Genomic DNA, 23,001 nt, shown 5'->3' with positions numbered 1-23,001 from the left:
CAGGCCTTTTCAATCGTACGCCCATCAATGGGAATTGCTTCCAAACCGTGCTCGATTATATCGGTAGCGCTTCGGTGGGAGGCACCTGGGGCGAAGGTGGCTTTACCAGCCGTGACTACCGTCCTTGGGCTTACAATAGCGAAACCTCGCTTGCCATCCCCGGTAATGGAAATGGCGAGTTGTCCAATTGGACCACCATCACTCAAAAGCTGAAGGCGTCAACGGAGCCGAACCTCCCGTGCGCGACCACGGGATGCGTTCAAGCGGATTACCTAAAGCTTTGGGATGTTGACGGTTGGAATCAGATCAAGATCCAGTTCTACGGCGGATCCGCATCGGGCACCGGTAACTTGCACATGAAATCGTGGTTCAAGAAACCGGCCGATAATATCTGGGTTCCCGTGATCCAAGATACCACCCTGGCCCAGGTCGTTCCGGCTGGTTACATCGGTCTCCAGGTTCACGGAAGCGGCCGTTTCGGGGGTGCCAAGGGTACTTGGTACCGCAACATCAGATGGCGGCCCCTCAGTGACAAAGGTATTCCCTTGCCCGGATACACTGGAGGGACTTCGGGAGTCCAATCGGCTCCGATGCGGGCCCCCAATTTCAAGCTGACCGCCAATTCGGCCGTGATCAGCGGGACGATCGATATGGATTATTCGATCACCGTTAAGGATGCCGCTGGACGCAGCCTGGAGAGCTTCTCCGGTAAGCCAGGCGCCGTCAATCATGCTTTCTCAACCAACGCGCGCGGCGTGTTGTTCCTAAGCATTAAGACCGCGTTCGGTATCCAAACCGCACACGTGGTGCGCGCTTCCATCTGACCTCCTCAAGGCTCCGATCGCGATAGCGATCGGAGCCTTTTCCCTTTCAAGACCGATCAAAATTTCTAGACTTTCGCGAAAGCGTGACGTGACGGATGCGTTCCAGAAGCGGGCGCGTCCCGACTCCTTTCCTTTCCGAGAAGATGGGCCATATGAGATCGAAACTCTTCGCAACCGTAGCGCTTTTTCTTCCACTGGCCATCGCCCGAGGCGAGACGGCATTCCAGGTCCATGGTAAGGCTTGGATGGACTACGGTCGCATCATGAATGCGGAAGACACCATCGTCAATACGCTCTCGCAGAACACCCTGAATTACAACAAGAACACCCTTCAGAGCCTGGGCGCGCAGTTCACGATTGTAGCGGACCTATCGGAAAATTTGGAAGCCGGTCTCGGCTTCGGAGCTTACAGGGCGACCCATGCCATGGCAAGCAGCCAATCCCAGTACATGGCCATTTCCCTTTTCCAGAACTTCATCACCCAATCCCGTCTGACTTGGTTCTCGGGGGAGAAGGCGGATCCCAGGCTCAGCGTGACCGTGGGCGGGTTCTCATACGTGTATAACCCAGACGTCAAGAACCTGGGTCTCTATCTCTTGCGTGGCCCTGTCTATCCTGGCGTCTTGATGGGCGGCTTCCAGGACTTCTCGGACGACTCCACCAAGAGCAACTTACTGGGGATTCGCCTTCATCATTCCGCGGGTATGTTCAGCCAGGACGTCATCCTCAACAACGAACGCGATATCCCTCCCACCTTCGATTGGAGCCTGGCTTACCTCGCGCATTTGGACCTGGGCGCGGTGCAGCTCGGCGCTGGCGTCAATTTCTATCGCCTAATCCCCTACAATTCCAAGTTGGAGACGCCGGGCAAGGATACGTCCTTGGTGAGCGGGCGCGCGCGGCTGAACTATATCGAAATCGATCCCAAGAGCGGGGATACCACCTTTTTCACCCATCAAGGCACGAAGCTGGACGCCACCGTTAGCCTGGACCTTAAGAAGCTTTTCGGAGGGATGGAATTTTTAGGGGCGGATGATCTCAAGCTTTATGGCGAGGCGGCCGTGATCGGCATCAAGAACTACGGCACGGCCTATAGCAAGATTTCCGAGCGCATTCCCGTGATGGCGGGATTCAATATTCCGACATGGAAGCTCTTGAACCATTTGTCGGTCGAAGTCGAATACTACGGCGCCAAATATCGCAACGATTTGGCCCTGGTAGGATACAACGACATCGTGGCTGATTGGACCAAGCAGGAACACCCGATTCCCTCGCCCAAGCCGCCGTCAAACGCCAACTACGGGATCGATAGCCTTAAGTATTTCAAAAAGCTGAACGGCGATTCCGTTTATGTGGGCGGGACGGCCATGGACAAGGACAACGTGACCAAAGACAACTTGAAGTGGTCGGTCTATATGGACAAGATCGTGGCCAACCATATCCAGTTCGTCGGCCAAATCGCGAATGACCATTACCGGCCCAGGCCGGTCGCTTCGGGTCTTATTTCTTCATTGGGCGGTACGGCGGAAGCCTTCGCCAGTCCTAAGGACTGGTACTTCATGGTCCGCGTCGGGTATTTCTTTTGAACCGGGTTCAAGAGGACGGGGTATCGAACATGCGAACGAATCTGATTCTTCCCCTGGCCATGGCCATGGCCGTTGCCCTTCCATCCTTGGCGGAGGAGGGCGGCCTCAAAGTGGATTATCACGCTGCGGGCTGGTTGCAAGGCGGCCGGGTCGAAGCGAGCAATGCCCTGCCCGGCGAGGGAAACGCGTACAAGAAAAACTGGGTTGGCCAATCCGGCGGATTGCTGGCCATTCATACCACCATCGATGAGAATTGGGACGGTTCCTTGGGGCTGGGCGCGGTATTGACCCAACTCGCCCGCGGCGCTCGCGCGCAAGCCAATAAGTGGTATACCTTCTGGGCTCCCTGGGTAGACGAGGCCCGCCTTAGCTATACGCACCCGATGAACGATGACCGTGAGTTCAAGCTGACCCTGGGGTCATTCCATTACGGATACAACTCGGACATCAAGAATTTCGGCCAGTACCTGATGCATGGATACGTTTATCCCGGCACCATCGTCACCTCCCTCACGGGACCGCTGGGCGCGAACCAGAATCTCACTGGCGCGATGGGGAGCATCAAGCTTGGCGCATTCTCCGATGATTTGATCGCGAACATCGAAACTGAGGACAAGCCCCTTTACGACATTTCGTTCGCGGACGTATTGACCTGGAAGTTGGGTCCTTTCGCCGAGATCGGGGCCGGCGTAAACTTCTACCGCGCCCTTGCCGCCAATGCAAAGGCCACCTCCCCAGGCAAAGATTGCAACCAGAATCTCTTGGGACCCTACGCCCAGCATGGTCAGAAGAACGCCTGCTACATTCTGGAGGACAGCATAGCGACGGACGCGCTCGGCAATGTCGTCTATCGCGATACGATCACGGGATCCTTCGCCGGAACGAAGCTGATGGGCCGCTTCCGGGTGGATCCCAAGGCTTTCTTCGGCTACAAGGACGGCATTTTCGGGAAGAATGATTTCGTGATTTATTCCGAGTTCGCGGTGTTGGGGCTCAAGGATTACCCGATATTCTACGACAAGATTTCGCGCCGCATTCCGGTGATGTTCGGCTTGAACCTTCCGGGATTCAAGTACATCGATTGGTCCGTGGAGATGGAATACTATCCTTCGCGGAATTCGGGAGACAACCTGGCGGCCGAAAGCGGGTCCTGGCTGCCGACCATCGATGCCGTCAATACCACGCGGGACGATTGGAAATATTCGCTCAATATCTCGTCCGTCCTGGGCGGACATGCCGTATTGATGGGCCAGCTCGCCAATGACGATCTGCGCTTGGGCGGCAATCATGACGACGCTTCGGGCAAGTTGGCCATGCGGACCCCGACGGATTGGTACTGGACTACCAAAATCGCGTACTTCTTCTAGGACCTGAGGGCACAATGATCTCCATTACGCAGAGAATACCCCGAATCCGGCTCGCCGCCCTGGCCTTGGCTTGCGTTTGCTCTCACGCGAATGCCGAGGACGGCAAGCTCGTATTCAGCGGCGCCGGGTGGATGCAGTACGGCCAGATCGCCAACAGCCTGGATACCGTCTTGAATCGGCAACCGGATAACAAGGGAATGATCGGAACCGGCGCGCAATTCCTCCTTCATTATCAAGCGAATGCCTGGCTGCAAGTGAACGCGGGCCTCGGGGTGGGGGCCGGACATTTCATCGCGGCCCAACGGGAGAACGGCTTCTATGCACCCATGGGCGTTGGCCCCTACGTGGCCGAAGCCAACGCCACCTTCAGCCTCATCGATAATTCCTCTACCAAGCTCTCAATCCGCACGGGTCTGTTCCAGTACGATTACGCTCCCGACGCCCAGAACCTCGGTTTGTACCTGCTGCGCGGGCCCGTGTACCCGGGCCTGCTGACTTCCGGATTCGAAACCAAGTACGTGCTGCCGGTAGCGAATACCTTGGGGTTCCAGTTCCATCATCAAGCCGGCGATTTCGAGCAGGATCTCTTGTTCACCTTCGACAGCGATTGGTTTCCGTATTGGGACATTTCGCCGGCTTACGTGGCCACCTACCATTTCGGAAAGGTCGCCAGCATCGGGGGCGGGGCCCAGCTTTACCACTACCTTCCCATCGATGGCAAGCTGACCACCCAGAAGACGGATTGGGTCAGGTACGTGGATACCTCGGGGGCCCCGGACACCACCTACATTTCCTTCAAGGGCATCAAGGTGATGGGAAATTTCTCCATCGACCCGAAAGCCATCATGGGTTACGACGAGGGTTCCAGCAGCCTGGGTCCTGAAGATCTGAAGATCTACGGCGAGGCGGCCATCCTGGGTCTCGACGGCGATAAGGCCCACAAGGATCTTTATGGCCCCATTTCCAAGCGCATGCCCATGATGGTCGGTTTCAACCTGCCTGCCTTCAAGTTCCTGGACCGCCTGAATGTGGAGATGGAATACTACGGCGCGCCTTGGGTTGATGATCCGTCCATCTACAACCACACCACCGGCAATCAGCCGACCCCCATCCCGAGGCTGAGCGCCTTGGATACCAACAATACCAAGGACAATATTAAATGGTCTATCTATGCCTCCAAGGTGGTGGCCGGCCATGTCAAGATCAGCGCGCAAGCCGCCAGTGATCATTCCCGTCCGGGATTCTTGCAGGGCTACGGCGACAATTCCCCGCCTTCGAACGAAGTCCCCTTCTTTTCCCCCAAAGAGTGGTATTGGACGGGTAAGGTCGCCTACTTCTTCTGAAGCATTGGCCTATGGGGCGACAATCAGCCCCGGTCTTTCTTAATCCGTACCCTCCTTCCTCAATCTCCCCTTAATCCTCCCCCCGCCTGGCCAAATGCCCCGGGGGTTGCGATATTCTCCCGCCATGCCCAAAGCCCGTAAAACCTCCGCGCCTCGCTTCACCCCGTCCGACGCGCGCTTCATGGAGATGGCCTTCGCCGAGGCGCGCAAGGTCAAGGGCAAAACCCTGCCCAATCCCGCCGTAGGCGCAGTGCTGGTCAAAGGCGGGGTGGTGGTGGGGAAGGGCGGGACCCGGCCCGCCGGGCAGGCCCATGCGGAAATCGTCGCCCTGGAGCGGGCGGGGGCCAAGGCCAAGGGGAGTACCTTGTACGTTACCCTGGAGCCGTGCAGCCACCACGGCAAGACGCCGCCCTGCGTCGAAGCCATTATCGCCGCAGGTGTAAAGCGCGTAGTGGCGACCCTACCCGACGCCAACCCTCTGGTTTCCGGGGACGGCTTCCGCGCTTTGGAAAAAGCGGGGATCGATGTGAAAGTGGGCCTCAGGGAAGAGGACGCGCGCGCATTTTACGAAGGGTTTTTCTTTTTCATCCGCCATGGGCGGCCCAAGATCATCCTGAAAGTGGCGCAAAGCTTGGATGGGCGCATCAACGCGCGACCGGACGAGGAAATCTCGGTGACCGGCCCGGAAGCACAAGCTTGGACCCACTCCATGCGCGCCCGCGTCGATGCCATCATGGTAACGGGCCGGACCTTGCGCGCCGATAATCCCGATCTCACCCCGCGTCTGGTGCCGGGCGCGGTCGCGCCGGAAGCCCTGGTCCTCAGCCGTCGGGGGCCGTTCCCGGAAAGCGCCAAGCTGCTCGCGTCGGGACGGTCGGCCAAAACCGTGGTGATCAGCGAATCGGCCGAGGGGCTTCCGGCCCATGTCGATCATGTCCGGTTGGGCGAGTTCTCCAGCAAAACGGGCGTTCTGGATGGGTTGGCTGCGCTCTTCGCGCAGCGCATGTACCATTCGGTACTCGTGGAAGGCGGAAGGGAGCTCTGGTCCTTGTTCCTGAACGCGGGCAAGGCGGACTCGCTCTATATCATGACCGCGCCTCGCTTCTTGCCGCAAGGCGACAGATGGGACGATGGGTTGGGGGCGGACTTTGGAAAATCGCTCAAATTTCGTAATTTAACACGCTTCGGAAACGATTTTATCGCGGAATTCGGGCGGGCCGAAGCCGCGGAGTGAAGATCCGTTCTCCGGGTTTTCAGTAAACGAGAGGCGCGGCGCGAATGTTCACCGGGATCGTGGAAGAGGTCGGCACTATCGGGGAGAGGATCCCCCAAGGCGCCGCCATTCGTTTCCGTATCGTCGCACCCGCCATATCCAAGGGATTGAAAGTGGGCGATAGCGTCGCCTGCGACGGCGTGTGCCTCACCGCGGAAACCGTTTCTCCCGAAGGCTTTACCGCCACCGCCGTGGACGAAACCCTTTCCCGCACCACTCTGTCGGCCGCGCGCGCGGGCGATCGCCTGAACCTGGAAGCGGCCCTCAAAGCCGGCAGCCCCATGGGCGGTCATATCGTGCAAGGGCATGTCGACGGCCGGGCCGAAGTGGTGGCTTGGAAAACCTTGCCGGGATCGGACGGACGGGACTCCGGGAAGGAATTGACGATACGCATTCCCGCCGCCTTCGAACGCTATTGCGTGGAGAAGGGATCTTTCGCGCTGCACGGGGTGAGCCTTACCATCGCCGCCAAGTTGGGCGATACCCTCCGCTTCGCCCTGGTGCCCCACACCTTATCGGCCACCAACCTGGGCGCGAAGGCCCCGGGCGATCGCCTGAATTTCGAAGTGGATATCCTCGGCAAGTACGTGGAATCCCTGCTGGGACGGGCCGCCGCGCCCCACATCGCGGGCTTGTCCGCCGGCGGATTCGCGGGCGCGGAAAAAGAGGGACGTTCCGGTTGGCGCGCGGGTCTTGACCCGGCTTCGGGCCGCATCGATGATGCGTCCCTGGGAAAATGGGGATATGGAGTTTAACACCATCCCCGAGGCGGTCGCCGATCTGAAGAAAGGCCGCCTCATCGTCGTCGTGGACGATAAGGATCGCGAGAACGAAGGGGACGTGGTGTTCGCCGCGGCCAAGTCCACGCCGGCCAAAATCAATTTCCTGGCCAAGTACGCCCGCGGCCTCATCTGCGTGGCGCTTTCGGCGGAGCGGACCGAGGATCTGCGCCTGCCTCCCATGGCGGAGGCCAATCTTTCCCGGCACGATACCGCTTTCACGGTTTCGGTGGAAGTGCGCGAAGGCACCACCACCGGCATCTCGGCGGCCGATCGCAGCGCCACCGCGCGCGCCTTGGCGGACGAGCGCCACGGCCATGAGGATTTCATCAAGCCCGGGCACGTCTTCCCGATCAAGGCCCGCCGCGGCGGCGTGCTAGTGCGGGCCGGCCACACGGAGGCCGCCGTGGACCTGGTCCATATGGCGGACCTGGGGCAGGCCGGGGTCATCTGCGAGATCATGAACGAGGACGGGACCATGGCCCGCCTCCGCGATTGCCAACGCTTCGCGCGTAAGCACAAGCTCAAGATCATTTCGGTGCAGGATCTGATCGGCTACCGCCGCACCCAGGAGAAGCTGGTGCGCCTGGTGGCCTCGCCGGATTTCCCGACCCGGCATGGCATGTTCCGCGCCTTCGTTTACGAGGACGTCATCCATGGAAGGCGGCACCTGGCCTTGGTGAAGGGCGATATCAGCCCCAAGCGCCCGGCCCTGGTGCGCGTGCATTCGGAATGCCTGGTGGGGGACGTTTTCGGATCGACCCGTTGCGATTGCGGCCGCCTCTTGCATACGGGATTGGATCTGATCGCGAAGCAGGGGGGCGTTTTCCTCTACATGCGCCAGGTGGACGCGGAGACGGCTTTCTCCCGCAAAATCGAGTCCTTCGGGCCTGCGGGTCCGGCGACCGGGACGGCGGGATCGGGTCGTGGCGGGGCCGCGCTGGCGAAAGCGAATCCGAAGGGCCGGAAGAATGATCACCATTCCGCCAACATGGACGCCCGTACTTACGGCATCGGCGCGCAGATCCTTTTCGATCTGGGCGTACGCCATTTGCATTTGCTGACCAACCATCCCAAGCCCATCCGCGGGCTGGAGGGATATGGGTTGAAGATCACCCGGCAGTCGCCTTTGGAAGGCGCGGCCAAGAAGGCCGGAAAGCAGGGCTGACGGATGGCGGGCAAGAGCAAGGCCGGCGGCGCGATCCCTTCGGCGAAGGGGCTGGCACCTCTCGTCGGCGATCCGGCGGCGCGGGCGCCCGAGGGGCGCGTGCGCAAGGTGGCCATCGTGACGGCCAAGTTCAACTCCCTGGTGACCGATCAGTTGGAAGCCGGGGCGGTCGCCTGCCTCATAGAGCATGGGGCGAAGGCGGAAAGCATCATGGTGGCTAAGGTCCCGGGCGCAGTGGAACTGCCCTTGGCCGCGAAAACCCTGGCAGCTACGGGCAGGTACGAGGCCGTGGTGGCGCTGGGATGCGTCATACGCGGGGATACGTCCCACTACGACTACGTCTGTTCCATGGCGGCCGACGGATTGCGCGAGGCCGCCCTGGGCACTGGCGTGCCCGTCATCTTCGGGGTGCTCACCACGGAGAACCTGGAGCAAGCCCTGGAACGGGCGGACGCCGGACGCGGGAACAAGGGCAGGGAAGCCGCGCTCGGCGCCCTGGAGATGGCGGATCTGCTGGAAAAGATCAAAGGGAGTACTATGCGGAAGGAAACCCGTAAATGATCTCCCGACGCCGCGGGCGCGAGTTCGCCATGCAATTGCTTTACGCCGTCGAGGTGGGCAAGGAAGCCTTCGCCGAAGCCCTCAAGGGCCTCGCGGAGGATCCGGATTTGCCCCAGGACGCGCGCGAGTACGGTACGCGCCTGGCCCGCAAGGTATTGGAGAGCCAGCAGGATCTCGACGCCCGCATTTCTGCGGCCGCCAGCAATTGGGACCTGGACCGGATAGCGATCGTGGATAAGCTGATCATCCGCTGCGCGGTGGCCGAGCTCATGTACATGCAGGACGTCCCCCTGAAAGTGGCCATCAACGAGGCTGTGGACATCGCCAAGAAATTCTCGACCGGCGATTCCAGCCGGTTCGTCAACGGCGTCCTGGACGCCATCGCCAAGACTTTCCAAAATCCCGATTAAAGGAACCCGCAAGATGCTGGCAGAGAAGCAACTGAAACTGATCCTGGCGCTCGCCATGTTCGCCGTGGCTTTCGCGGTCTACCTGGCCACCATGGCCCCCACCGTCTCTTTCTGGGATTGCGGCGAGTTGGTGGGCGCATCCAACATCCTGGGCAATCCCCATCCGCCGGGGAATCCCTTGTTCACCTTGCTGGCGCGGGTCTTCATCCTGGTCGCCCCTTTCCGGGAGGCCGCCACGCGCGTCAACGTCATCTCGGCGCTGACCAGCGCCCTTACGGTGATGATGTGCTATTTGTTCACGGTCAAACTGCTCGACATCGCCTGCGCCCGTAAGCTCGATCGCTTCGCCACCCATTGCGCCGCCCTCATCGGCGCGGTGCTGGTCATGTTCTCCGATACCTTCTGGTTCAGCGCGGTGGAAGCGGAAGTGTACGGGACCTCCATGCTGTTGGTGCTTCTCATTTCCTGGCTGTCCCTGGATTGGTACGAGCGGCGCGGGACCCCCAAGGCGGATCGCATCCTGGCCCTCATCGCCTATCTGGCCTTCTTAGGGATGGGCGTCCATCCCTTCTCCTTCATCACCATGCCCGCCGTGCTCCTGTTCGTGGTCATCTCGGAAGATCGCCACCGCAAGAATTGGCTCGGGTTCGTCCTCGTGTTCGCCACTTTCGGGATCGCCAGCATGATCCTCGTGAGCGGCGCCAAGGTGGATATGTTCTGGGCCTACGTTTCGGTCCTGGTGGTGGGCGCCATCGTGGCGGTGGGAATGCCGGATCTGGAATTCGACCTCCCCACGGCGCTGGCCGGCTTGGGGCTCATGGCCGTCATCTATGATATCGGCGATTTCATCTTCTACGCCCTGAGCCTGGTGGCCGTGGGCCTGGTCGCCTGGCTGATGGCCAAGAACCTGGAGGGCAAGCGGCGGTGGAAGTTCGCCGTCATCTTAGGGCTAGTCTCCTTGCTGGGTTTCTCCAGCTACGCTTACGTGCCCATCCGGTCCAGCGTCGAACCGAAGATCGATGAGAACGAGCCCCGCACCTGGCCGGTCTTCAAGGAATACCTCGAGCGCAAGCAATACGGCTCGGAATCCATGATCACGCGCGCCTTCCATCGGCGCGGCGTTCTGCTGCATCAATTGCTGGTCTATCCCCACATGGGATACGGCGGCTATATGCTCAGCCAGTATTTCCCTTGGAAGGTGGGGGAGACCCGCGCCGACGAGAATGAGCCGGTGGTCCGGATCCACCCGGTCAAGCATGATTTCAACACCTTGTTCATGAACATCGGGAGCAATGGTCAAGTCCAGATGCTGCTCTTCTTGCTGTTCCAGGCCCCTTTCCTGTACGGCGGCTATCTGCTGTACAAGCGCAACAAGCATTTGGGGACCTATGCGCTTCTGCTCTACGCGATCGGCAGTTACGCCCTCATCTTCTACATGAATTTCGCCGACGGGTCGCAGATGGAAATGCGCGACTACGATTATTGGAAATCGCAGAATTTCAACCCGCAAGCGAAGCCGGAGAACGTGCATATCGAGGTGCGCGATCGCGATTACTTCTTCACGCCCGGCTTCATCTTCATGGGCATCCTGTTCGGGGTGGCTTCGGGATTCCTGATGAACAAGTTGAAGGAGAAGTCGGGCGGCCGCAATGGCATGCCCCGGGGAGTGGGGCTGGCCTTATTGGCCGTATCGGCGGCGGTACCATCGTGGGCGAACTGGCATGAGCATGATCGAACGGGGGATTACATCCCATGGGATTACGCCTACAACCTCTTGCAATCGTGCCGGCCCAACAGCGTGCTCTTCACCAACGGCGATAACGATACCTTTCCGCTCTGGTTCATCCAGGAAGTGGAGCATATCCGCAACGACGTACGCGTGGTGAACCTGTCCCTGGTGAATACCGATTGGTACATCAAGCAGTTGAAGACGCATGATCCGAAGCTCAACATCGGGTTCAGCGACGACGAGATCAAGCAAATGGAGCCCCAACCCTGGCGCTTCAAGAAAACCGTGGAGTTCAAGGTCCCCAACTCCGCCATCGTGAGCGAGCTGGAGCCGCGCCCCTATCTGAAGGTCCAGGACATCATGGTCCTGCACATCGTCCAGAACAACTATCCGGCGCACCCGATCCATTTCGCCGTCACGGTGGGCGACGAGAACATGATGGGCCTGGAGAAATACGTCGTCATGGAGGGGATGGTCTACACCCTTACGGAGGAGAAGAAGAACAAGGATATCGACGCCCCGCTGACGGCCCATCTGGTGGATTCGGTGTACCGTTTCCGCGGCCTGGGCGATCCCAAGCTGAACGTGGATCTGAATACCGAAGGCCTTTTGACCAACTATTCGGCGACGGACTTCCGCTTGGTGATGTGGGCGCAGGAAAAGCTGGTGGAAATCCAGAAGCAATTGGAGGGCTTGAAGAAGTCCGCCGGGGCCGCTCCGTCCGATTCCCTGAAGGCCGCCATCGCGGCCAAAGAAAAGGAACGGGACGACAAGATCGCCTTCGCCGAGAGGTACTTGCAGTTGAACGCCAAGATCCTCCCCCGCGAGTGGCGGAACAATTATTACGGCGCTCAGCTTTACCAGGCCGTCAAGGACTACGCCAAGGCCGAGGCCTACTACCGCAAAGGCATCCACGATGCCCCCAATCCGAGGCTCTTCGGCGCCAACCTCGCGCAGCTCTATATCGAGCAGAGCAAGTTCGACCAAGCCGAGTCGCTCCTGAACGATCTCAAGGGGCAAGCCCCCAACGACTTCGAATTGTGGTACGGTCTGAGCGATCTGTACCAGAAGCGGGGCAATCTCGGGAAGGCGCATGACGTGCTGGCCGAATGGCTGCGCGCAAATCCCAGCCACCAGTACGCGGCCATGGTAAGCCAGCAGATCCAATTCCTGGAAACCCAGATGCGCAACCCCGCGCCGCCCCCCGGGGCCGCGTCGGCAGACAGCGCTAAGGCCCACGCGGCGGATAAGACCGCGGCTAAGCCGGGTGAAGGCGGAATCCCGGGCCTGGCCCCGGTGCAGAACGGGAAGCCCAAGGGCACGGCCCCGGCGCCCGCGGGTAAACAGAAGGACACCGCCATGAAGGGGACCACGTCCCCATCGGGCAAGAAGTCCTGAGAGAATCGGAACCCATGGCGGCGAAGAGCGGGTCCGGCGTAGCGGGCCCCGCGGGGCGCCGCCCCCGGGTCCTTTTGGTCAACTGGCGGGATATCAAGAATCCCGAGGCGGGGGGCGCCGAGGTCCATCTCCACGAGGTGGCCGTGCGCCTGGTAGCGGCGGGCTTCGCCTGCGTGCAATATTCCCACGCCTTCGCCGGGGCTCCCGCCCGCGAGATCATCGACGGGGTCGAGGTCCATCGCATCGGCGGCAAGTTCCTCTTCAACTACACGGTGGGCCTGCGCGCGCGCGGCTGGTGCCGGCGGCACGCCATCGACGTGGTGCTGGACGATTCCAACAAGATCCCTTTCTTCCTGCCCTGGTTCTGCGGCAAGCCGGTGGTGGCGCAAATCCATCATTTGTTCGGGCGCGTCCTGTTCCACGAAACCGCCTGGCCCATGGCCTGCTACGTGCTTGCCTTCGAGGCCCTCATGCCGGCGGCCTATCGCCGGGTGCAAGTGCTGACCGGATCGGAGAGCAGCCGGGTCGAGTTGATCCGCAAAGGCTTCGGCAAGGTGGACATCGCCCCCGAGGGCGCCGATTTATCCATGTACCGCCCGCCCGCCGATCCCGCCAAACGCGGCAACGTCATCCTCTATGTGGGCCGCATCAAGCGGTATAAGGGCCTGGACATGATCCTGGAAGGCGCCGCGGCCCTCAAACCCGGCTTCCCCGATCTCGTCCTCAAGATCGCCGGCTCCGGCGACGACGTTCCCCGTTTGAAGGAAAAGGCCAAGGCATTGGGGTTGGAGGCTTGCACGGAATTCCTGGGCTTCATCAGCGAAGAGCGCAAGGTGGAGCTTTACGGCGAGGCCCGCGTGGTGGTCAACTCCTCTCTCAAGGAAGGCTGGGGGCTCACTTCCATCGAAGCCAATGCCTGCGGGACTCCCGTGGTGGCCACCGACGTGCCGGGCCTGTGCGACAGCGTGCGCCATGGCGAGACCGGTTACTTGGTCCCTTTCGGGGATGCGCAGGCCTTCGCGGCCGCGGTCCGCGGCATCCTGTCGGATCCGGAGGCCGCCGCCGCCATGCGCTTGCGCGGCTTGGACTGGGCCTCCCGGCATACCTGGGAAAAGACCTTCGAGGTCACCCGCGACGCCTTGCTGCGCGCTTGGGAGAGATCCCCAGGCGGGGCCGCCAACCCGGGGGGACGTAACACGGATGATACCCTGGCGGGACCGGCCGCTTCCCAGGGAGGACGGGCGTGAGCGGCGACCGCAGACGGTCGGGCGACCTGGGAAGGTCGGGAGACCGCAGACGGTCGGGCGACCTGGGAAAGTCGGGCGACCGGCGACGGCGCCGGAAGCGGGCCTGGATTTGGCTGCGCCTCATCGCCGCCCTCGCCATCCTGTGGTGGGTGATCAACAAGAACGGACAGGGCCGTATCTTGCAAACCCTTGCCGGCGCGCGGCCGAGCTGGGTACTTCTAAGCGCGGTCCTCTTCTTCATCTCGGTGGCGGCGGGCGCCTACCAATGGTTCCTGCTCTTGCGTTTGCAGGGGATTCCCATGGGGTATCGCGCATGTTTCCGGGCCTACTACTCGGGCATGTTCCTGAACAACTTCCTGCCGGGGACGGTGGGCGGCGATGCCCTGCGGGTATACGAAGCGAAGCAGGGGTCGGACGGCTGGGGCAAGGCCGTGGCGGCCACCTTCCTCGATCGGCTGATCGGGTTTTTCTCGCTTTCGCTGTTGTCCCTGGTGGCGGTGGCCTTCGCGCTCTGGCGGCATACCTTGGACCAAGGCGTCTTCCGCCATCTGCTCTACGCGGTCGGGCTGGTGTTCGGGATCTTCGTCGCGGTCCTGATCCTTTTGCTGTCCCGCCGCATCGCGGCCCTGGTGAACGCGCTCATCCATTGGGCGGGCATGCGCTGGCTGGCCGAGGCCCATGGCCGCATGCAGGGCATCTTGCAAGCCTACCAGGCCCGCTGGCGGGAAATGATGTGGATCATCGCCGTCTCGTGTTTGGTGCAGGTGCTGCGCATCGACGTCCATTGGTTCTCCGGGATCGCGTTGGACGCGCGCATCTCGCCGGTTTTCTTTTTCTGCTTCATCCCCGTGATCGCGCTGGCGGGCGTTATTCCGCTCAACGTGGGGGGCTGGGGCATTCCGCAAAGCATCGGCACCTATCTGTACACCCTGCCGGGCGTGTTGGCGGCGGCGGATGGCAACGCCACCGCTGCGGCATTGGCGTTCCTTCCTTCCGTGGTCGGCCTGGTTGTCATGCTGGGGGGCGGATTCTACTTTGTGCGGGGCCGTTCCGCCGGGATCGCGACCGCGGCCGAAGCGGCTGCGGATGCGGCCGCTGATGAAGCGGCCGGGGGCGCATTGCCCGCGGCCGATGCCTCGCCGCGAGGCGGAGAATGAAGGTCATGAGCCCCACCCTTTCCATCGTCATCCCCGCCTATAACGAGGTCGAGAGCCTGCCCGAGCTGGCGCGGGAAATCCGCGAGGTGTGCGAGCGGGAAAAGATCGATTACGAGGCCATCGTGATCGATGACGGCAGCAAGGACGGCACCTTCGCATGCGTCCAAAGGCTATCCGACCAGGACGGACGCATCCGCGGTGTGCAATTCCGGCGCAACAGCGGCAAAGCCGCCGCCCTTTCCGAAGGCTTCGCCCGAGCCCGGGGCAAATACGTCATTACCATGGATGCCGATCTGCAGGACAACCCCAATGAGATCCCGGCGCTAATCAAGATGTTGGAAGACGGCGCCGATCTGGTTTCCGGCTGGAAGAAGAAGCGCCACGATCCTCTCGGCAAAACCCTGCCTTCGAAAGTCTTCAACGGGATCACCTCGCGGGTTTCCGGCGTGAAGCTTCACGATTTCAACTGCGGCCTCAAGGCCTACCGGAGCGAGGTGGTGAAGAGCCTCGACCTGTACGGCGAATTGCATCGCTATATCCCGGTGCTGGCCCATTGGGACGGGTTCAAGGTCGCCGAGAAGGTCGTGGAGCACCGCGCGCGCAAGTTCGGGGTCTCCAAGTACGGATGGGCGCGCCTCAACAACGGGATGTTCGATCTCATCACCCTGGTGTTCCTGCATCGCTATACCACCCGGCCCCTGCACTTGTTCGGTTTCGTGGGCCTCCTCTGCAGTTTCGTCGGCTTCCTCATCCTCGCCGGCTTCGCCATCCAATGGGCGGTCACCGGCAACGGGCACGTACGGCCCCTGATGCTGGCCGGCGTCGCCTTCATGATCGTAGGCATCCAGTTCGTGTCCATCGGGCTTTTGGGCGAGATGATCAATCATCGCATGGCCAACCGCGATCGCCCGGTCGCCCGCGCCATCGGGGAAGCCTAAGGCGTGGCGAAAATCCTGCTAGTGGGATGCAACGGCCTTTTGGGCCAGAACCTTCTGCGGGCGCGTCCCGCGGGCGGATGGGAAATCCACGGGGTCGGCAAAGAGCCAGAGCCCATCCTCCCCGAATCCCTCGCGAGCTACCGTTCGGCCGATATCGGAAAGCGGGACGAACTCGAAGCCGTGGTGCGCGCCGTCGACCCGGACCGGATCTTCAATGCCGCCGCCGTCACCGACGTGGATCTGTGCGAGCGCGAACCCGCCCTGGCTGGACTCATCAACCGGGATACCGTGGGCTGGATGGCCGCCTTCGGCAAGCCCCTCGTCCACGTCTCCACCGATTACGTTTTCGACGGCGAAGCCGGGCCGTATGCCGAAGACGCGCCTACCCGGCCCTTGAGCGTCTACGGCTCCACCAAGCTGGAGTCCGAAGCCCTGGCCCTGGCCGGCGCTCCCCTCTCGCTGGTGGTCCGCACCATGACCTTATGGGGAAAAGGCCGCGGAATGAAAACGAGCTTCGTCGACTTCGTGCGCAATAGCCTGGCGGCGGGGAAAACCATCCGCATCGTCACCGACCAGTTCGGGAACCCCACCTTGGCGGAAGATTTGGCTTCGGCGATCTGGAAGCTGGTGGCAGGCGGGCGCGGCGGAATCTATCATGTGGCCGGGTCCGAGTGGAACAGTCGTTTCGATTGGGCCAGGGCCATCGCCGCCCATTACGGCCTCGATGCCTCCCTCATCCAGCCCTGCCTCACGGCCGACTTGAAGCAAGCCGCCCGCCGTCCCTTGCGATCGGGATTGCGCATCGACAAATTGATCCGCGACACCGACTTTACGCCCCGGGACGTGTCCGGGCAGCTCGCCCGCGTCGATGCCGGCTGAATTTCCCTGAATTCCCCTGATTTCCGCGGCACGGCACGGTCCGCAGGGGGCCTTTTGTTATATTCGCTCCACCGATGGGGCTTGGTCTAAAGCCTGTTTCGGCATCATGGCTAAAACCTTAGTTATCATCCCCACGTATAATGAGATGGAGAACCTGCCCCGGATGCTGGATCGCATCGACGCGACCGGTCTGGACCTGGATGTCCTGGTGGTGGATGACGGTTCCCCGGACGGGACCGGCAAGTGGGTGAACGAGCAACTGCCCCGACGCAAAAACCTCCATCTGATCCAGCGGGAAGGCAAGCAGGGCCTGGGCAGCGCCTACGTGCGCGGGTTCCGATACGCCATCGATGAGGGGTACGATTTCGTATTCGAGATGGATGCCGACTTTTCCCATGACCCCGAATACCTGGCGACGTTCCTGGTTGCGATCCAGGACAACGATCTGGTGATCGGCAGCCGTTATATCAACGGCGTGAACGTGGTCAACTGGCCCATGAGCCGGCTGCTTTTGAGCTACTTCGCCAACGTCTACGCGCGCTGGGCCACGGGCATGCCCATCCAGGATGCCACCGCCGGCTTCAAGTGCTACCGCGTCTCGGCGCTCAAGACCCTGGACCTCGCGAAGATCCGGTCCACCGGGTATTCCTTCCAGATCGAGCTGAAGTACAAGCTCTGGAAGAAAGGCTACCGCATCAAGGAAATCCCGATCATTTTCAGGGACCGGACCCACGGCGCCTCCAAGATGTCGGGTGGCATCATCAAGGAAGCCCTCTTCCTGCTCATCCGCCTCCGCTTCTTCGGGGGTTCGGCTTGAGCACGTTCTTGCGGAACCTGCCGGGCCACCGGGTCAAGCCGCCGGCGCGGCTGGGCGCGGTTCCGGAACGGGCGCCGCAATCCGAGCTTTCGCCGGAAGGCGCGAAGGGACCGGGCATCTCCATCGTCATCGTCTCGTACAACGTGCGGGAATACCTGGATGCCTGCATCCAGAGCATCTACCACGCGGCGGCGAAGTTCGCCGGGGATATCGAAGTCGTCGTTTTCGACAACGACTCGCGCGATGGCACGCTGACCCTGCTCAAGCCGCGCTTTCCCGAAGTCCTGTGGCTCAAGTCCGATCGGAACCTGGGCTTCGGCACCGGATGCAACCGCGGCGCCGCCGTGGCCTCCCAGGATCTGCTCCTGTTCCTCAATCCGGATACCCTCGTGAGCGAGGATACCTTCCAGGTGATGTGGGACTTCATGCGCGCCCAAGAGCAGGTGGGCGTGGCCGGCTGCAAGATCGTCAACCGCGACGGCAGCCTCCAGTTGGCCTGCAAACGCAGCTTCCCTTCGCCGCAAGTCGCCGCCTACAAGTTCATGGGGCTATCCACCCTTTTCCCCAAGAGCCGCGTCTTCGGCAAATACAATCTCACCTTCCTGGACGAGAACAAGACTCACGAGGTGGACGCCGTTTCGGGATCCTTCATGTGCGTCGGCACCGATCTTTTCCGCTCGATCGGCGGCTTCGACGAGGACTTCTTCATGTACGGGGAGGATCTCGATCTCTGCTTCCGCATCAAGACCCTGGGGAAGCGCAATTTCTACCATCCCCAGACCACGGCCATCCACTTCAAGGGCGAGAGCGCCAAGAGCAAGCCCTTCCGTTCCTTCCTCTATTTCTACGAGTCCATGGTCATCTTCTCGAAGAAGCATTTCGAATTGCGCGCCCTGCCGCTCATCTTCTTCTACCTGGGCGTGACCATCCTGGCGGTGGCCAATTTCGCGTACTCGCGCTTCCAGCGTTGGCAGCGTTGGATCCTCGATCTGGGCCTTGTGAACGGGATCCTGGACGCGGTCACCTTCCTCTATATGGGTTGGTTGGGAATGCTTTCCCCTTACCATACCAATCGGCCCCTGTATTTCTTCTGGCATTGCCTGGTCTCGATCTCCGTGCTGGTGCCCATGGCCTACATCGGGGATTACGGCCGCCTGGTGCCCAAGCTGAAGACCATCTTCGCCACCTTGTGCGTTTCCTTCCTCAGCTTCTTCGCCTTGAGCTTCTTCATCCGCGAGGAAGCCTTCTCGCGCGTGGCCTTCGCCTTCGCCGCCATCGGGAGCATCGCCTGCCTCACGGCCTGGCGCTTCCTTTCCATCCAAGGCGGGCGATTCTTCACCAAGGTTATGGGTTCCACCAAGCGCATCGCCATCTTGGGCAACAACGCCCGGGCCCGCCGCCTGGCCGATCTCATCCAGCAGGAACGCCTGGCCGGATACGAATTCGTGGGCTTCATCAAGTGGGGCGCCGGCCGGGTACCGCAGGAGATCATGCAGAACATGATCGGCGATCTCGGCACCTTGCCCTCCATCGTGCGCAAGGTCGATTTGCAAGGCGTGGTGATCGCCGTGGACGAAGGCGCCTTCCAAACCGCGGTGAAACTGCTCTCGGAGCAGGGGACCAAGGATCTGGAAGTGAAGCTTCTGGTCGGCGAACCGGAGCCCGGCCAGATGAGCCTGATCGATTTGAATTTTCGGAAATGACGCAACCGGATAGCCAAGCAAGGAACCCTTATGCCCATTCCTAAAGGTCCCCATCTCGAGTTCGAGCAACCCGTGGTCGAGTTGTCGATCAAGATCGAGGACCTCCTCAAGACCGGGGAGATCAACCAGTCGGACGTGAAGGATCTGACGGCCAAAAAAGAGTCGATGCAGAAGAAGATCGCGGGCAAGCTCTCCGCGTGGAACCGGGTGGAACTGTCGCGGCGTTCCGGCCGGCCCTATACGCTCGACTACCTCCAGAACATCTTCACCGATTTCATCGAGCTGCACGGGGATCGCTGCTTCGGCGACGATCCGGCCTTGATCTGCGGCCTGGCCCGCTTCGACGGGCGCAGCGTGATGGTGATGGGCCATCAGAAGGGCAAGGACACCAAGGAAAGCATCCGCCGCAATTTCGGCATGGCGCATCCGGAAGGCTACCGCAAGGCGCTGCGCTGCATGAAGCTGGCCGAGAAGTTCAAGCTGCCCATCATCACCCTCATCGATACCATGGGGGCCTATCCCGGCGTGGGCGCCGAGGAGCGCGGGCAGGCCGAAGCCATCGCCCGCAACATCATGGAGATGTCGGTGCTGAAGGTGCCCATCCTCTGCGTGGTCATCGGCGAAGGCGCCAGCGGCGGGGCCATCGGCATCGGGGTAGGCGATCGCTTGCTCATGATGGAGAACGCCTGGTTCGGGGTCATCTCGCCGGAATCATGCAGCGCCATCCTCTGGGGCGACAGCTCCAAGAAGCACGATCTCTCCGAGACGATGAAGATCACCGCCACCGATCTGTTCGAGCTGAAGATCATCGATCGCATCATCCGGGAACCGTTGGGCGGCGCGCATTGGGATCCCGAACAAATGTACCGGCTCCTCAAAGGCGTGCTGTCCGAGGAACTGGAAGCCCTCTACAAGGTGGACATGGAAGTACTGGTCGAGAAACGCCTGGCGAAGATGCAGGCTTACGGCCAATTCGCGGGTTGAAAGGAAGATATGGACAAGGAATTGTTGGATATGCTGTGTTGCCCGGAAACCAAGCAGGACGTTTCCCTCGCGGATTCGTCCGTAATCGCGTCCCTCAACCTCGAAATCGAGGCGGGCCGGCTCAAGAACCGGGGCGGCGAAGCGGTCCGGGAGAAGCTGGATTCGGGCCTGCTGCGGGCGGATCGGAAAATCCTGTATCCCGTCCGGGAAGACATCCCCATCATGCTGATAGATGAGGCAATTCCCCTGGATGGTTTGATATAATGAGGGTTTGAGGGCCCTTTCCCGGGTCCTGGAATCCGTTGGTTTAGGGGGATTCATGAGCATTCGTTACACTGCCGATCAGCTGCAGCGCAAGTTCCCGGGATCGGCCGCGTCCCCAGGTTTCGCCCGCGTCGCGGATGCGTTGCGCGCCGAAGGCCGCTTGGATGAAGCCGTTAGCCTTTGCTTGGAAGGCCTGCGCGCCCGCCCTCACGTCGCGGGATACGTGGTCTTAGGCAAAACGCATTTGGACGCCGGGCGCCTGGAAGAAGCGCGCGAACAGTTCGAAGCGGCGCTCCGCCTGGATCCCCGCTGCCTCTCCGCCATGCGCTCCCTGGCTCTCATCATGGACAGGCTCCAATGGGGCGACGCGGCCGCCGGCTATTACCGCTCCATCCTCGAAGTCGAACCCTGGGACGCGGAGATCCGCGCGCTGCTGGAAGGGTCGGGATCGACGGGGACCGCCCCGGCCGCATCGGCGCCTTCCGAAACCAGCCGCTACGCGCCGCCGACCCCGAGCGGGCGCGATGAGGATACCTTCGCGAAGCCCGACGGCCTGCAAGGCGACGTGATGGAGGTGAATCTCAACGACATGGCCGACGATTTCCTCCCGTCGGGCAGCGATGTCCCCAACCTCGCGTCCCTGGAAGATTCCTTCCCCTCGGCCTCGGGCACGACCCAATTCCCGGCCGGCGACTTCTCGCCCGCTTCCGATTCCGCCGCCGACCCCAGGCCCATGGACATGCTTTCTACCTCGACCGGCCCGGAGACCTTGGGCGAGAACGCGCCCGCCCCGATTTCGGGCAGCGACGTCGAAGACCGTCTCGACAGCATTTTCGGATCGGAAGAGGGCGGGCTGCCGTCCGCCACCGCGACCTGGACCGCCGCCGCGCCCCGGTCCGACATGCCGCCGGAAGCTTCGGCCACCGCGACCGGGGAAATGCGGTCGCTGGAGACCCCGTCCGATTTCCCCATCGAGGCGGAGCCCTTCGATCTGGGCGATCTTCCCGGCGCATCCGATGCTGCGACGCCCGCAAGCGAATCCTTCGAGAACTCCGTCACCGACCTGCCCCGGACGGCGCCTTCGGGAGAAGATCTGGAAGACGGGGATGAACGCGTGCAAGGCGAGGACATCGAACGGCGCCTGGATGAGCTTTTCAATCTGACCGGAGAGGAAGAGACTCCCAAGCCGGCCGCGCTTTCGGCTTCGGATCTGCCGGTGGCCCAAGGACCTAACCTGGGCGAGACGGTCATCATGGGCGATGCGGTCGCTTTCGGCGATCGCGCGGCGGCTGCCCCATCCGAAATAGCCTCCGGCGAAATGGTGACCGGCCAAGACGTGGCCGACAAGTTGGATTCGATGCTCGGCCCCGACCCGAAGGCGAAGGCGAGCGACGAGGCTTCCTTGGCTCCGGTTTCGTCAGCAACGGCTACGACCGCCGCCCCCGCCGCTGTCGGCCCCTTCGCGGACTTGCTCCCGCCTTTTTCCGATGTCCCGACGGAAGACGAGCCCGCGCCCCGGGCCGAACCCGCAACGCAGGTCGAACCTGCGCCGCAAGCCGGGCTCGCGCCGTCCTTCGGGGACGAAACCATCCTCTCCACCGAGACCATGCCGCCTGCCGGCTGGCAAGTCGATGCCCCGCAGGTGACGGGGGCCGACGTGGAAGCCCAGCTCGACAGGCTCTTCAACCTGGAGCCCGATCCGCCGCGGGCGTCCGCGGAGCCCGCCACCGCCCAGGCGGATCGGGAGCCCCCTTTCCAGGGTAACATGAATGATACGGTCGCCGCCGATGCGCGCGATACCCTCATTTTGCCCAGCGAAGACGTGTTCCCCGCTTCCTTTCAAGCCGCGACCCGCAGCGAGGGCGCAACCGCCTTCGATACCTTGGCCCCCGAGGAACTCCCCTCCCTTTCCGAATCCGCTTCCATCGAAATGGTGGACGGCGGAGACGTAGCGGAAAGGCTCGACAAGTTGTTCGCCGATGCCGGCGCCGTTCCCGCCCAGGAAGAACCCCTTTTCGAAACCGATCTCGCCGGGATGCCGGATCCGTTCCCCGAACCCGACGTGACGATGGAAATGCCGATTGTCAAGCTGGATGAATCGGGTCCCGCGGCCGAAGGGGAAGATGAGTCTTCCCTATTTCCCTCTTCCCCTTCCATGACCGGAAAAGGCGCCGCGACGGCGGAAAGCGACCTTGCCGTCGCCGATGCGCGCTGGGACGGGACGCCTTCGGATGCGGCTGGCGCGGGCCCCGTCGCCGCCGCCCCCGAGCTTTCGCCGATGATGGACGAGGAGGACGGATATCCCGCGGAAGAGGAAATGCCGGAGCAGGCCGCGGGCGCCAATGTTGCCACGGTCACCCTGGCGGAAATATATTTCCAGCAAGGACTAAAGGAGCAGGCGTTGCAGATATACCGCCAGCTCCAAGAGCGGGAACCCGAGAACGAATCGGTCCGGAAGCGGATCGCCGAAATCGAAGCCTCCAAGGCGGAGGGCGATCGCGGGCCGGAATCGGATCCCCGTTGGCCCAGGCCGGGGCTGAAGGTACCCAAGCGGAAGAAATAGCTTCCGCGGCA

19 protein-coding genes are annotated in these 23,001 nt (G+C 61.8%); all 19 read left to right on the top strand.

The genetic code is table 11. The features are described 5' to 3' along the window. On the top strand, nucleotides 1–824 hold an 824-nt coding region (locus tag JF616_01365; GenBank protein MBW8886378.1), incomplete at its 5' end, for a hypothetical protein. Nucleotides 825–976: 152 nt separating this feature from the next. Next, a complete protein-coding gene (locus JF616_01360) occupies nucleotides 977–2,410 on the top strand; it encodes a hypothetical protein (GenBank protein MBW8886377.1) in 1,434 nt (477 codons plus the stop codon). Nucleotides 2,411–2,439: 29 nt separating this feature from the next. Next, nucleotides 2,440–3,777: a hypothetical protein gene (locus JF616_01355; GenBank protein MBW8886376.1), complete on the top strand. Its 1,338-nt coding sequence runs from the start codon at nucleotides 2,440–2,442 to the stop codon at nucleotides 3,775–3,777. Between the two features lie 14 nt (nucleotides 3,778–3,791). Next, nucleotides 3,792–5,120, top strand: coding sequence for a hypothetical protein (locus tag JF616_01350; protein MBW8886375.1), 1,329 nt, complete (start codon nucleotides 3,792–3,794; stop codon nucleotides 5,118–5,120). 124 nt (nucleotides 5,121–5,244) lie between these two features. Then, entirely contained in the window at nucleotides 5,245–6,354 is a 1,110-nt protein-coding gene (gene ribD / locus JF616_01345) for a bifunctional diaminohydroxyphosphoribosylaminopyrimidine deaminase/5-amino-6-(5-phosphoribosylamino)uracil reductase RibD (protein MBW8886374.1), read from the top strand. A gap of 44 nt (nucleotides 6,355–6,398) precedes the next feature. Next, nucleotides 6,399–7,148 carry a riboflavin synthase gene (locus tag JF616_01340; protein MBW8886373.1) on the top strand — a complete coding sequence of 250 codons (750 nt, stop codon included), beginning with the start codon at nucleotides 6,399–6,401 and terminating at the stop codon, nucleotides 7,146–7,148. Continuing rightward, nucleotides 7,138–8,340 carry a 3,4-dihydroxy-2-butanone-4-phosphate synthase gene (gene ribB / locus JF616_01335; GenBank protein MBW8886372.1) on the top strand — a complete coding sequence of 401 codons (1,203 nt, stop codon included), beginning with the start codon at nucleotides 7,138–7,140 and terminating at the stop codon, nucleotides 8,338–8,340. The genes JF616_01340 and ribB overlap by 11 nt, the downstream gene beginning before the upstream one ends. A 3-nt stretch (nucleotides 8,341–8,343) precedes the next feature. Further along, a complete protein-coding gene (locus tag JF616_01330; GenBank protein MBW8886371.1) occupies nucleotides 8,344–8,901 on the top strand; it encodes a 6,7-dimethyl-8-ribityllumazine synthase in 558 nt (185 codons plus the stop codon). Then, complete coding sequence (nusB, locus tag JF616_01325) at nucleotides 8,898–9,311, top strand: transcription antitermination factor NusB (protein MBW8886370.1); 414 nt, start codon at nucleotides 8,898–8,900, stop codon at nucleotides 9,309–9,311. The genes JF616_01330 and nusB overlap by 4 nt, the downstream gene beginning before the upstream one ends. A 13-nt stretch (nucleotides 9,312–9,324) precedes the next feature. Continuing rightward, nucleotides 9,325–12,438 carry a DUF2723 domain-containing protein gene (locus JF616_01320; GenBank protein ID MBW8886369.1) on the top strand — a complete coding sequence of 1,038 codons (3,114 nt, stop codon included), beginning with the start codon at nucleotides 9,325–9,327 and terminating at the stop codon, nucleotides 12,436–12,438. A 14-nt stretch (nucleotides 12,439–12,452) separates the two neighbouring features. Beyond that, a complete protein-coding gene (locus JF616_01315) occupies nucleotides 12,453–13,685 on the top strand; it encodes a glycosyltransferase (GenBank protein MBW8886368.1) in 1,233 nt (410 codons plus the stop codon). Next, the gene (locus tag JF616_01310; GenBank protein MBW8886367.1) at nucleotides 13,682–14,842 is read left to right on the top strand and encodes a flippase-like domain-containing protein; all 1,161 of its coding nucleotides are present in this window, start codon (nucleotides 13,682–13,684) and stop codon (nucleotides 14,840–14,842) included. The genes JF616_01315 and JF616_01310 overlap by 4 nt, the downstream gene beginning before the upstream one ends. Continuing rightward, complete coding sequence (locus JF616_01305) at nucleotides 14,839–15,780, top strand: glycosyltransferase family 2 protein (protein MBW8886366.1); 942 nt, start codon at nucleotides 14,839–14,841, stop codon at nucleotides 15,778–15,780. Before JF616_01310 ends, JF616_01305 begins: the two co-directional genes overlap by 4 nt. A gap of 3 nt (nucleotides 15,781–15,783) precedes the next feature. Further along, nucleotides 15,784–16,659, top strand: a complete 876-nt coding sequence (locus tag JF616_01300; protein MBW8886365.1) for an SDR family oxidoreductase — start codon at nucleotides 15,784–15,786, stop codon at nucleotides 16,657–16,659. A gap of 106 nt (nucleotides 16,660–16,765) precedes the next feature. Beyond that, the gene (locus JF616_01295) at nucleotides 16,766–17,476 is read left to right on the top strand and encodes a polyprenol monophosphomannose synthase (GenBank protein MBW8886364.1); all 711 of its coding nucleotides are present in this window, start codon (nucleotides 16,766–16,768) and stop codon (nucleotides 17,474–17,476) included. Next, nucleotides 17,473–19,179 (top strand): glycosyltransferase, encoded by a 1,707-nt coding sequence (locus JF616_01290; GenBank protein ID MBW8886363.1) that lies wholly within the window; start codon nucleotides 17,473–17,475, stop codon nucleotides 19,177–19,179. The genes JF616_01295 and JF616_01290 overlap by 4 nt, the downstream gene beginning before the upstream one ends. A gap of 30 nt (nucleotides 19,180–19,209) precedes the next feature. Further along, on the top strand, nucleotides 19,210–20,163 hold the full coding sequence (locus tag JF616_01285; protein MBW8886362.1) for an acetyl-CoA carboxylase carboxyltransferase subunit alpha: 954 nt from the start codon (nucleotides 19,210–19,212) through the stop codon (nucleotides 20,161–20,163). Nucleotides 20,164–20,172: 9 nt separating this feature from the next. Further along, a complete protein-coding gene (locus tag JF616_01280) occupies nucleotides 20,173–20,427 on the top strand; it encodes a hypothetical protein (GenBank protein MBW8886361.1) in 255 nt (84 codons plus the stop codon). A 55-nt stretch (nucleotides 20,428–20,482) separates the two neighbouring features. Next, complete coding sequence (locus JF616_01275) at nucleotides 20,483–22,990, top strand: tetratricopeptide repeat protein (protein MBW8886360.1); 2,508 nt, start codon at nucleotides 20,483–20,485, stop codon at nucleotides 22,988–22,990. The last annotated feature ends 11 nt before the right edge of the window (nucleotides 22,991–23,001 follow it).

The organism is Fibrobacterota bacterium (genome assembly GCA_019509785.1).
Classification (GTDB): Bacteria; Fibrobacterota; Fibrobacteria; order UBA11236; family UBA11236; genus Chersky-265.
The sequence above is the reverse complement of the archived record's forward strand: the minus strand, read 5'-3'. Positions and strand labels throughout refer to the sequence as shown.

What these genes read in the sequence shown, in the direction of transcription:
- JF616_01360 (MBW8886377.1), top strand. Translation starts at nt 977, where the DNA reads ATGAGATCGAAACTCTTCGCAACCGTAGCGCTTTTTCTTCCACTGGCC.
- JF616_01355 (MBW8886376.1), top strand. Translation starts at nt 2,440, where the DNA reads ATGCGAACGAATCTGATTCTTCCCCTGGCCATGGCCATGGCCGTTGCC.
- JF616_01350 (MBW8886375.1), top strand. Translation starts at nt 3,792, where the DNA reads ATGATCTCCATTACGCAGAGAATACCCCGAATCCGGCTCGCCGCCCTG.
- ribD (MBW8886374.1), top strand. Translation starts at nt 5,245, where the DNA reads ATGCCCAAAGCCCGTAAAACCTCCGCGCCTCGCTTCACCCCGTCCGAC.
- JF616_01340 (MBW8886373.1), top strand. Translation starts at nt 6,399, where the DNA reads ATGTTCACCGGGATCGTGGAAGAGGTCGGCACTATCGGGGAGAGGATC.
- ribB (MBW8886372.1), top strand. Translation starts at nt 7,138, where the DNA reads ATGGAGTTTAACACCATCCCCGAGGCGGTCGCCGATCTGAAGAAAGGC.
- JF616_01330 (MBW8886371.1), top strand. Translation starts at nt 8,344, where the DNA reads ATGGCGGGCAAGAGCAAGGCCGGCGGCGCGATCCCTTCGGCGAAGGGG.
- nusB (MBW8886370.1), top strand. Translation starts at nt 8,898, where the DNA reads ATGATCTCCCGACGCCGCGGGCGCGAGTTCGCCATGCAATTGCTTTAC.
- JF616_01320 (MBW8886369.1), top strand. Translation starts at nt 9,325, where the DNA reads ATGCTGGCAGAGAAGCAACTGAAACTGATCCTGGCGCTCGCCATGTTC.
- JF616_01315 (MBW8886368.1), top strand. Translation starts at nt 12,453, where the DNA reads ATGGCGGCGAAGAGCGGGTCCGGCGTAGCGGGCCCCGCGGGGCGCCGC.
- JF616_01305 (MBW8886366.1), top strand. Translation starts at nt 14,839, where the DNA reads ATGAAGGTCATGAGCCCCACCCTTTCCATCGTCATCCCCGCCTATAAC.
- JF616_01295 (MBW8886364.1), top strand. Translation starts at nt 16,766, where the DNA reads ATGGCTAAAACCTTAGTTATCATCCCCACGTATAATGAGATGGAGAAC.
- JF616_01285 (MBW8886362.1), top strand. Translation starts at nt 19,210, where the DNA reads ATGCCCATTCCTAAAGGTCCCCATCTCGAGTTCGAGCAACCCGTGGTC.
- JF616_01280 (MBW8886361.1), top strand. Translation starts at nt 20,173, where the DNA reads ATGGACAAGGAATTGTTGGATATGCTGTGTTGCCCGGAAACCAAGCAG.
- JF616_01275 (MBW8886360.1), top strand. Translation starts at nt 20,483, where the DNA reads ATGAGCATTCGTTACACTGCCGATCAGCTGCAGCGCAAGTTCCCGGGA.